This window comes from Sphingobium phenoxybenzoativorans (assembly GCF_001757355.1).
In the GTDB taxonomy this organism is placed as follows: domain Bacteria; phylum Pseudomonadota; class Alphaproteobacteria; order Sphingomonadales; family Sphingomonadaceae; genus Sphingobium; species Sphingobium phenoxybenzoativorans.
The window spans coordinates 1-10,184 of the sequence record NZ_MINO01000100.1 but is presented as its reverse complement, the minus strand read 5'-3'; the positions used below and the strand labels follow the sequence as shown (position 1 = coordinate 10,184).

At 65.8% G+C, this 10,184-nt stretch carries 9 protein-coding genes and 1 pseudogene; 7 read left to right on the top strand and 3 right to left on the bottom strand.

Features of this window, described 5'->3' with window-relative positions; all coding sequences use genetic code 11:
* Positions 1 to 49: 49 nt before the first annotated feature.
* On the bottom strand, positions 50 to 928 hold the full coding sequence (locus tag BHQ40_RS25410) for an AAA family ATPase (protein WP_009824028.1): 879 nt from the start codon (positions 926 to 928) through the stop codon (positions 50 to 52).
* Positions 855 to 2,255: a TnsB C-terminal domain-containing protein gene (locus BHQ40_RS22640; RefSeq protein ID WP_070158024.1), complete on the bottom strand. Its 1,401-nt coding sequence runs from the start codon at positions 2,253 to 2,255 to the stop codon at positions 855 to 857. The genes BHQ40_RS25410 and BHQ40_RS22640 overlap by 74 nt, the downstream gene beginning before the upstream one ends.
* A 191-nt stretch (positions 2,256 to 2,446) precedes the next feature.
* Between BHQ40_RS22640 and BHQ40_RS22635 the strand changes: the two genes are divergently transcribed.
* Together BHQ40_RS22635 and BHQ40_RS22630 are read left to right on the top strand one after the other, a co-directional pair.
* Complete coding sequence (locus BHQ40_RS22635; RefSeq protein WP_009824027.1) at positions 2,447 to 3,019, top strand: recombinase family protein; 573 nt, start codon at positions 2,447 to 2,449, stop codon at positions 3,017 to 3,019.
* 478 nt (positions 3,020 to 3,497) lie between these two features.
* Positions 3,498 to 4,510 (top strand): annotated as a pseudogene (locus BHQ40_RS22630) (aspartyl protease family protein).
* Here BHQ40_RS22630 and BHQ40_RS22625 read toward each other — a convergent pair.
* The gene (locus tag BHQ40_RS22625; RefSeq protein WP_004212867.1) at positions 4,504 to 4,920 is read right to left on the bottom strand and encodes a MerR family transcriptional regulator; all 417 of its coding nucleotides are present in this window, start codon (positions 4,918 to 4,920) and stop codon (positions 4,504 to 4,506) included. The pseudogene BHQ40_RS22630 and the gene BHQ40_RS22625 sit on opposite strands and share 7 nt — an antisense overlap.
* Positions 4,921 to 4,998: 78 nt before the next feature.
* Here BHQ40_RS22625 and BHQ40_RS22620 point away from each other — a divergent pair, with 78 nt between their 5' ends.
* The 5 genes from BHQ40_RS22620 to BHQ40_RS22600 form a co-directional block, all read left to right on the top strand.
* Positions 4,999 to 5,625, top strand: a complete 627-nt coding sequence (locus BHQ40_RS22620; RefSeq protein ID WP_004212870.1) for a cation efflux transmembrane domain-containing protein — start codon at positions 4,999 to 5,001, stop codon at positions 5,623 to 5,625.
* Positions 5,625 to 7,592 carry a cytochrome c/FTR1 family iron permease gene (locus BHQ40_RS22615; RefSeq protein ID WP_004212871.1) on the top strand — a complete coding sequence of 656 codons (1,968 nt, stop codon included), beginning with the start codon at positions 5,625 to 5,627 and terminating at the stop codon, positions 7,590 to 7,592. The genes BHQ40_RS22620 and BHQ40_RS22615 overlap by 1 nt, the downstream gene beginning before the upstream one ends.
* Positions 7,593 to 7,665: 73 nt before the next feature.
* Positions 7,666 to 7,962, top strand: coding sequence for a hypothetical protein (locus tag BHQ40_RS22610; protein WP_007406840.1), 297 nt, complete (start codon positions 7,666 to 7,668; stop codon positions 7,960 to 7,962).
* Positions 7,963 to 8,022: 60 nt separating this feature from the next.
* Positions 8,023 to 9,300: a TolC family protein gene (locus BHQ40_RS22605; RefSeq protein WP_013039111.1), complete on the top strand. Its 1,278-nt coding sequence runs from the start codon at positions 8,023 to 8,025 to the stop codon at positions 9,298 to 9,300.
* On the top strand, positions 9,300 to 10,184 hold an 885-nt coding region (locus BHQ40_RS22600; RefSeq protein ID WP_070158023.1), incomplete at its 3' end, for an efflux RND transporter periplasmic adaptor subunit. The genes BHQ40_RS22605 and BHQ40_RS22600, both read left to right, overlap by 1 nt.

Below are 10,184 nucleotides of genomic sequence, written 5' to 3'. Positions count from 1 at the left end.
CCTGTGTAAACGCTCGCGCTAAATGGCGGCGTTCTGATCGCGCTATTTGTCAGTTGCCGGGTCCGATGACGAGGCAATCGCGCGCGGCCTGAACGATGTCAGCGGTGACCTCCTCGACGCGGTTGAGGGTCATGATCCGCCGCATCTGCGCGAACAGGCGCTCCATGAGCCGGAAGTTGCCGCGCGTGATGCGGATCACGGCTGCCTGCGCTTCGATCGCGTCGAGTTGGGCCGGGTCGAAGCTGATCCCGAAATCGCCGGCGTGGGTCGCGAGCAGCAGCCGCATTTCGGTCTCGGTAAGCGGTTTGAACTCGTGGACGAAGCCGATCCGCGAGTAGAGCTGGGCATAGCGGGCGAGGCGCTTCTCCAAGCCCGGCATACCCATCAGGATCAGCCCGAAGCCGTGGCGATCGGCCATGTCGCGGAGATGTTCGAGCGACTTTATGGTCAGGCGGTCGGCCTCGTCGACGATGACGAGGGGGCAGGCGATGCGGGCGGCGTCATGGGTGATTTCGTCCTGCGAGCCGCCCGCGACCGTCAGCCGGGCATAGCCCAGCTTAATGAGGTTGAGGCCCAACACCGCGTCGATCGTCTTGGGCGTGTTGCTGACCGACACGGTGTAGAAGACGGCGCGGCAGCGAGCGACCTTTTCGCCAAGGAGCGCGGCAATGGGACGGAGCGCGGCATATTCCCCCAGGTCGGGGAAGCTGGAAAACTCGCGCGCCGATCGCGTCTTTCCGACGCCCGGCCGGCCATGACACACGCCGATATAGCGGTAGTGCGCGCAGGCTTCGGCAAACTCGACGAACCGGGCATGTTCGCGGGTCGCCAGGAACGGCTGCTCGACCAGGAACTCAATCGTCAGCGGCGTAGAGCCGGAGCCCTCGGTAGGTGGTGGGCCGGGAAGCCGTATCCTCTTGGTCGCCATCGAAGGTCTCCGTGGGGGCAGGCACCTGCTTGTCGCGCTCCTTCGAGCCGCGCCGGGCGCGCTGGATCGCGCGCAACGACGGGTGCCCAGCGTGCTCGGAGCTGAGCGCACGGCAGACGAACCGGCCCTGGTGGTAGACGTGGATCTCGGTCAGGTCGCGGGGGTCATAGACCGCCTCGACCTGCTCGCCGACGAAGGCCGCGAGCGTGGGTTCGACATAGCGCCTGCCCATCAGACGGATGCCGTCGCGCAGCACTTTACGGGGCTTGGGCACGTGCACGAGCAGCATGTCGAGCTGTTCAAGGCTGTCGGGCATTGCGGGCAGGAACCCGCCCTTCTGCCAGCGCGTGATCGGCGGTTCGCCGGTGCTGCCATGCGGGCGACGATGATAGACGCCGCACACGAACGCCTCGAAGCGGGCGCGCAGCTCGTCGAGCGTGAGCACTGGCGCCGACAGCGGCTTGCCCGCGATCAGGTGGCCGGGCAGGTCGGGCAGGAACATGTCGTTGATGGTGCGGAACAGCCGCTCGATCTTGCCGCGCCCGCGAGGACGCCCCGGCAGCGAATGGATGAGGCGGATTTTGAGGGCGATGCACGCCTGCTCGATATGCTCGGAGATGAAATCCGAGCCGTTGTCGACGTAAAGCTGTTCGGGAATGCCGCTGACGATCCATTCGGGATTGGGCTTGCGCCAGATCGCCTGCCGCAAGGCGAGCGCCGTGTTGAGGGCACTGGGGGCATCGAGGCTGAGGAAGTAACCGGCGATGGCTCGGCTGTGATCGTCAACGATGACGGTCAGCCAAGGACGCACCGGGGTTCCGGCATCATCGAGCACGAGAATGTCGAGAACGGTATGATCGGCCTGCCACATCTCGTTCGAGGTCGCGGCTTCGCGCCGATGCACTAGCTCGTGCTGGTCGCGGTAGACGGCCGGATCGGAGGCTGCGGCGATCTGGCTTGCCGGTATCGCCCTGACGACACGCGCGACGGCCGCATAGCTGGGGGTTCGGTGTCCATGCGCGATGGCGAGTTCCTGCACCTTTCGGTGAATGGCGGCGACCAGGGGTCGCGGGCGCTTGGTGGCGAGAGTGCGGGTCAGTTCGACCAGATGTTCCGGCAGGTGCAGCCTGCCCCGATCGTTGCGCGGCAGACGCGCGAGACCGGCAAGTCCTTCGGCACGGTAGCGCCCGAGCCAGCGCTGCAACGTCCGCTCGCTCAGCGTGCCGGTGCGGGCGAGGTCCGCGAGCGGGATGCCATCGGCGAGGTGCGGTTCAAGGACGCGGTAGCGCTCGATCGCCAGCGGCGGGACAAGCGCCGGATGCGTCACCGCCGACGGTCCGTGTCGCAGGTAAGGAAAACGGAGATTTGCCTGCCCATCGCCATGCGAGTCCGCTCGCGTTGCCAAACCGGCCTGTTCGACGTAAATCTACCCGGTAAAGAAAACTAGGGCAACATAGACCTGCCGATGACGACTTTCTTCCCAAACCGCGCCCGATCGGGGCGCCACCGGCCCTACGCATGAAAATCGGTTACGCCCGCGTATCGACCGCCGAGCAGAACCTGGACCTCCAGCGTGATGCGCTGAAGGCTGCCGGCTGCGAGAAGGTCATCACCGACAAGGCCTCCGGGGCGACTGCCGCTCGCCCTGGATTGGAAAAGGTGAAGGAGCTGCTTCGCGCCGGCGACACACTGGTGGTCTGGCGCCTCGACAGGCTCGGCCGCTCGCTCCGTGATCTGATCGGATGGATGACCTACCTCGACGAGGAAAAGGTCGGGCTGCTGAGCCTGCACGAGGCGATCGACACGACCACCACGTCGGGCAAGCTTACCTTCCACCTGTTCGGGGCATTGGCGGAGTTCGAGCGCAACCTGATCCGCGAGCGGACCCAGGCCGGTCTCACCGCAGCCCGCGCTCGCGGCAAGAAGGGTGGCCGGCCGGCCGCACTCGGCAAGGACAAGCGCGACCTGCCCGTCAGGCTCTACCACGAGAACACGATGCCGATCGCCAAGATTTGCTCGATGCTCGGCATCTCCAAGCCAAAACTCTACGCCTATGTGCGATCGGCCGAGACCAAGCCGGTAGCCGCGTAGCGACGCTCGCCGACAAATAGCGCGATCAGAATGCCGCCACTTAGCGCGAGCGTTTACACCGTTCGCGGTCCCGATCGGCCCAGCGTCCCCCGGAACCGTTCGTTATCGGGAAGGCATCTAAGCGGTCTGCACCATCCTTCATCTAAAGTTCTCCAAGCGCTTCTGAGGATTTTCGGGCGCACCAAAAGCACTTGCTCCTCCAGTGGCTGGAGCATGTAACCGCAATTTGCTCTCCTGCGGACGGGGGGCTGGAGGTGGCTTTTTGACGGCCCGTGTTGAAGCAATCGGTATGTCTCGACGCTCATTAGTGGCGCGGCTGGTGGCCTGTGGAACCGGCTTGGTGCTCGGTTCTCCAACGCTCGCGCGACAGACTTCCCGGTCTGCGGGCTCGTGGAACTTCGGTGCGGCTCACCTCGAATGGGAGCCGCTGGAAGTCGGCACGGGTGATACCCTCCTTGTTTCGGCACAAGTGCGCGGAGTGCCGGTGCGGGCGGTGCTCGACAGTGGCAGCGGCGCGTCGATCATGAGCACGGCGCTCGCGGCGAAGCTCGGCTTGAACGATGGTGAGCGGCGCATGATTAGCGGCTGAGCGCCAAGGCCCCGGTGCTGCTGGTCCGCGACATCGACGTACAGCTCGCCCGCGAAACCCGTCGCTTACCCTTTGCCGTCGTTGGTGATCTGAGTTCAGTGTCGGCGGCCTTCGGACGACCGATCGATATCCTCCTCGGTGCCGATATGTTCACGGGTAGCTGCATCGCGCTCGATTTCGCGAAAAGGCGTATGGCGGTCGTCAAGTCAGGCACGTTTCTCGCCGGTCCCGACTGGCGCGCTGTCGCGCTCGGGCGCGGTGCCAAGCAGGAGCTGTTCATTCGAGCTTCCGTCTCGGGTTTGCCTCCCGTGCCCTTGATGATCGATCTTGGCAGCTCGGCCGCGCTGATGCTCTCGTCGGCCTATGCCCGCGATCAAGGGCTGTTGAACGGGAAGCTCGTCTCGACCGCGGCGATCGGCGGCGTCGATGGTGTGCGTATCAACGATGCTTTCACGATCCAGAACATCAACATCGAAGGGCTTGGCGTCTCGAACGTCCCCACACTCGGGATGAGAGCTTGGCTCTCCACCAGCACGGTTGGCAATGTCGGCCTACCGCTGATCGCTCAATTCGACGTGGTGTTCGACGTGACCGCCGGATTCGTGTGGCTCCGGCCACTCGGTCCTCGTCGTCGCCTGCCGATGCTGAAGGACCGTAGCGGCCTTGGCCTCGCAGCCTCACCAACGGCGCTCACCGTTGTTCATGTGGCGGCGAACAGTCCCGCGGAAAAGGCTGGCTGGGCGGTCGGCGACCGGATCGTGGCGGTGAACGGCCATTCGATCGATGCGAACTATACGCGTGGGGAGCTCTGGCAAGTGCGCTCCCGGCCTGCTGGCACCCTCGTAAAGCTGACGATGGCCTCGGGTGATGTGCGCGAGCTCAGGCTGGCCGATTATTATTGATCGGCTTGAGGGTGGCCTTTGCCGATCGCCTTCATGATCCGACAATCGGCCATGCGCGCCTTGGTGCAGCTCTGGCTGAGCATTGCCAACTCATCCCGCAACACCGCGAGTTGCGCCAGTCTCTCCTCCACATCCTTGAGGTGCTGAGCAGCGATAGCTGAGGCGGCACCACAATCCTGGTCCGGGTTCTGCGCCAGCCCCATCAACGAACGGATCTCGTCGACGGAGAAGCCAAGCCGGCGACCGTTGCGGATGAAGTGCAAACGCTCAATGTCACTGGCATCGTAGGTTCTGCGACCCGACGCCGTGCGAGGGGCGGATCGGAGCAACCCGATCGACTCATAAAAGCGGATCGTCGTCACCTTCGTCGAGGTCTCGCTGGCGAGCTGCCCAATCATCACCGGCTTCATCATGCCATCCTTGCTTATGCGAACGTGTCGCACATTTCGCTTGCTTCTACAGCGACTGGAGGTGGTAAGGAAGGCCGCATGAATGCTTCTACCGAAAGCTGCGGGTGCCACGGGGAGCCCGCGCGCGCGCAAACCGATCCGGCCTATCGCCGTGCGCTGCTGACCGTCGTGGTGCTCAACCTCGGCTTCGGAGTCGCCGAGCTGTTCGGCGGGTTCATCGCCGATAGCCAAGCGCTGAAAGCGGATTCCCTCGATTTTCTCGGGGACGGGTCGATCAGCCTTATCGGTCTTCTCGCGCTTGCCTGGTCCGCACGGGCGAGGGCAAAGGTCGCGCTGACGCAGGGGTTGTTTCTCGGTGCGCTTGGCGTGGGCGTAATCGGTTTCGCGATTTGGCGCGCCCTGAACGCAACCGCGCCCGATGCCGAACTGATGGGCACAATCGGCGTTGTCGCGCTCGCGATCAATGTCGTGTCCGCCTTGGTGCTTGCGCGTTTCCGGGAAGGGGACGCCAATGTTCGCGCGATCTGGCTGTTCAGCCGCAACGACGCGCTCGCCAACGTGGCGGTGATCGCCGCGGCCGGTCTGGTGGCGTGGACAGGAAGCGCCTGGCCGGACCTCGCCGTCGCCGGCCTCATCGCCCTCCTGTTCCTCCACTCCGCTTATGAAATCGTCACTGGCGCTCGGCGCGAATTGGGAGAGCGGTAGTGCGTCTGCTCGCGTTGATCCGGGCAATGCTCTCGTTGCGGCTGCTCTCCGCGCTCGCGGCGCTGCTGATCCCTGCTGCGGCAATCGCCGAACCCGGCGACGTGCAAACCGCATGGCGGCTGCTCGACTATATGGCCGTCGATTATGGCGGCGCGGTCGCCAACGGTCGGATCAAGAGCACGTCGGAATATGCCGAGATGACGGAGTTCGCCGCGTCGGTCTCGACACGGCTTCAGGGCCTGCCGGCGAAGCCGGAGCGTCAAGCCCTCATCCAGCGGGCTGCCAACCTCCAGGCGGTGATCGCGGAAAAGGGACCGACTGAACAGGTGGCAACATTGGCGCACGGGCTCGCGGCCGATCTGTTGCGCGCCTACCCGGTGCCGCTCGCGCCCGATAAGGCTCCGAACCTCGTCTCCAGCGATGCACTGTTCCGACAATCCTGCGCGTCCTGCCACGGGATGACGGGCAACGGCCGTGGCCCTGACGCCGCCAAGCTCGCTACGCCCCCGATTGCTTTCACCGATGCCGAGCGCGCGCGCCAGCGCAGCGTGTTCGCGCTCTATCAGGTGGTGACGCAAGGCATCGACGGGACCGCGATGCAGAGCTTTGCCGATCTGCCCAACGATCAGCGCTGGGCGTTAGCATTCCGAGCCGGGAGCTTCGCCTTCACGGATGCGCAGGCGCGCGAAGGCGAGCGGCTTTGGAAATCCGACCCGACCCTTCGCCGGCGCATTCCGGACCTGAAAACCCTGGTCGCGCTCACCCCGGCCGCGCTCGGCGCGGCGATCGGCGACGCCAAGGCTGACCCAGTGCTCGCGTTCCTGCGTCGTCATCCCGAACAGGTGATACAACAGGCTCCCGGCTCGCTCGCGGTCGCCCGCGCCAAACTCGCCGAAAGCGTGGCGGCTGCGCGGCGCGGCGATGCGCGCATGGCGAAAGAGCTGGCGCTGTCGGCCTATCTCGATGGGTTCGAGCCGATCGAGCCAACACTCACCGCGCGCGACGCGACGCTGATGGGTCGAATCGAGGGCGCGATGGGGGAGTTCCGCGCCTCGATCGACCGGGGCGCGTCGCCCGATGATCTCGCGGAGAAGGTCGCAGTACTGGGCGGCCTTTTCGACGATGCGGAAGCGGCGCTCGCGCCTGATGCCGCCACCGAAGCGTCCACGTTCCTGGGCGCGTTCACGATCCTGCTGCGTGAAGGGCTCGAAGCCCTGCTCATCGTTGTCGCCATGATCGCGTTCCTGCGTAAAGCCGAGCGCGGCGAGGCGCTGCGGTACGTGCATGGCGGCTGGGTCAGCGCGATCATCGCGGGCGGGATCACCTGGGCGGTCGCCACCTATGCGATCGGGATCAGCGGTGCGAGCCGGGAGCTGACGGAAGGGTTTGGCTCGCTGTTCGCCGCGGTCGTGCTGCTCTCGGTCGGGATTTGGATGCACGGCAAGGCGCAGGCCGATCAGTGGCAGCGCTATATTCGCGAGAAGATGTCGCGGGCGCTCTCGGGCGGGTCGGGCTGGTTCCTGTTCGGGCTGGCGTTCGTCGTAGTTTATCGCGAGGTCTTCGAGACGATCCTGTTCTATGCCGCGCTTTCGGCGCAAGGTGACAACGGGATGCTTCTCGCGGGGGCCGGGTCGGCGATTGGACTGCTCAGCCTGATCGCTTGGGCCATGCTTCGCTACAGTCGCAAGCTGCCGATCGCGCAGTTCTTCCGCTATAGCTCCTGGCTCATGGCGGTCCTGACCGTCGTGCTGGCGGGTAAAGGCGTCGCCGCGCTCCAGGAAGCCGGCCTTATCAACATCGCACCGCTCGCGGACGTGCCACGGCTGTCGATGCTCGGCGTGTTTCCCACTTGGCAATCGGTGCTGGCGCAACTCCTGATGGCGGTCGCCATTGCGGTCGGGTTCGCCTGGAACGGGCGCGACCGATCCCGCTCGGGTTCCGGCTCAGTGACCCTTGGTTCGAATTAGTGCAATGACATGAAAACCCTTCCGTGATAGAGGCAAGCTAGTGCGAGCCTTTTTGCCTTTCCTGACATGCCTGATGCTGGTCCTGACCAGCTTCTCCGGCATGGCCCATGCCGCCGATCTGGCGGGGGGAAGCATCGCGGGCGTTGAGTTCACGGTCCATACCGCCGGTGACATCGATCAGGTGCCATCGGACTCGGACAAGAATGTCCCGCATCATCACAATTATTGTCACGGACACGACGTCGGCGCGCCTGCGCGCACGACGATGGAATATACCCCCGTCCTCACAGTGCCCAAGCCGACAATCTCCGCCTCTGCGTCGCTCGACGGCCGCACCGGCATGGTCCATTTGAGGCCCCCCCAAGCCTGACGTCCGATTTGGGCGTGCGTTGGCGCGCCCCTGTCGATCATCGTCAGGAGTCCTATTTTCATGAATCGTATCCTCGCGGCCATGCTGGCCGCAGCGTCTTGCGCCACGATGGCGCAGGCGCAGGTCGGACCGTCCGCGCCTGTTGCGCAGGATGCGCCGGTCTACACGCTTGACCAAGCGGTCAGTGCAGCGGGCGGTTCGGCCCCTGCTGCGGAAGCGGCGACAGCTGGAATCGACGCGGCCCGTGCAGGTCGCACAGTCGCCGGCTTGCGGCCCAATCCGGTGGTTCAAGGCCAAGTCGAGAATGTCATCGGCTCCGGGCCGTATCGGGGGGTCCGCAGCGCGGAAACCACGGTCGGCTTTGCGATCCCGATCGAGCTAGGCGGCAAGCGCGGCGCCCGCGTCGCGGTCGCCAATGCGCAATTGTCCCGGGCCGAGATCCAGGCCGCGATCATCGCGGCGGATGTCCGGCTTCAGGTAACGCAGCTCTATGTCGAAGCGGTCGCGGCCGATCGCCGGGTAATGACAGCCCGCGATCAGGCCCGGATCGCCAGCGATGCGCTGCGGGCCGCGAGCGTTCGCGTGCAGGCAGGGCGGGCATCGCCACTCGAGCAACAGCGCGCGGATGTCGCGCGTATCAATGCCGACGCCAATGTGGAGCGGCAGCTTCGCTTGGCCGAGGCGGCCCGCGCCAATCTGGCGCGTCGGATCGGACGGCCGATCGACGGCCTGCTCGATGACACGCTGCTCGATCGCCTTCCCGATGTGAACGTCTATGGGCCGTTGGCACCGGTCAACACGACCGGCACACTCGCGCTGGCGGCAGCCAACGCGGATTTCTCCATTGCCGAAGCCGGCGTGCGGCTCGCGCGCGCCAATCGCGTGCCTGACCTGAACGTCGGGCCGTCGATCCGCCGCCTGGAAGCGACCAACGACATGGCGGCGGTGTTCAGCGTGTCGATCCCGATCCCGGTGTTCAACAATGGTCGCGCCGCGATTGCGCAGGCGACCGCGCAGCGGACCCAGGCGGATGCGCAGCGCCGCGTGACCGCGCTCGACATCGAACAGGCGATCACGGACGCGCAGGCGCAGGCGGCCAATGCCGCAACGACGGCTCGTGCGGCGTCGGGGCCGGCGCTGGCGGCTGCACAGGAGGCCGCCCGCATCGCGCGGATCGGCTATCGCGAGGGCAAGTTCGGCCAGCTCGAATTGCTCGATGCTGAACGCACGCTCGCCGAAACGCGGGTCGCCGCGATCGACGCGCTTGCCAATTACCAGAATGCCCGCGCGCAAGTGGAGCGACTGACCGCTCGTGCGCCCAATGGGGGGAATCAGTGATGAAGAGCTTTTATCTCGCGGGCGCGGCGTCGCTCGCCCTGCTCTTGGCTGCCTGCGGCGGCAAGGATGGCGGAAACGAGGCAACTGCCGAAGGCGCAGCTGCCAATGAGACGGCAGCGGGCACGGAAAAGGGCGGTGCTGAAGGCGGTCATGCCGGTGAAGGCGTCGTCACATTGGGTGCCGACCAGATCGCCACAGCGGGCGTCCAGGTCGGACGGCCGATCATCGGCGGGGCCGGGACGATCGAGCTGCCCGCGATCATCGAGGGCGACCCACAGGGAACGCAGGTCGTCTCGGCCGCAATTGCGGGACGCGTGGTCGCGCTCACCCGTAACCTCGGCCAATCGGTCGGACGCGGCCAGACCATTGCGGTCATCGAAAGCCGCGAGGCGGCGCAGATCAAGGGCGAGGTCGAGGCGGCGCGGGCGCGGCTTCAGCTCGCTAATTCGAACCTCGCGCGCGAACAGCGGCTGTTCGCGCAGAGAGTCTCCCCTGAACAGGATCTGATCGCCGCCCGCACAGCGGCGACGGAGGCGCGGATCGCCCTGACGCAGGCGCAGAGCATGGTTTCGGCGGCGGGTGTCGGCGGCGGCGGGCTCAACCGGCTCGGCATTGCCGCGCCGATCTCGGGCCAGATCATTGCGCGCCCCGTGACGCTGGGACAAACGGTCGCGGCGGATGCCGAACTCTATCGCATCGCCAACCTGAGCCAGGTGTCGATCGCGCTTAATCTCAAGCCCGAGGATGCGGGCCGGGTGCGTCCCGGCAATACGGTGCTGGTGAAGGCGGCAGGCCGTCAGGCGACCGCCCGCGTGACCTTCGTGTCGCCGGCGCTTGATCCGCAGACGCGGCTCGTGCCTGCGCTCGCCACCCTCGACAATCGC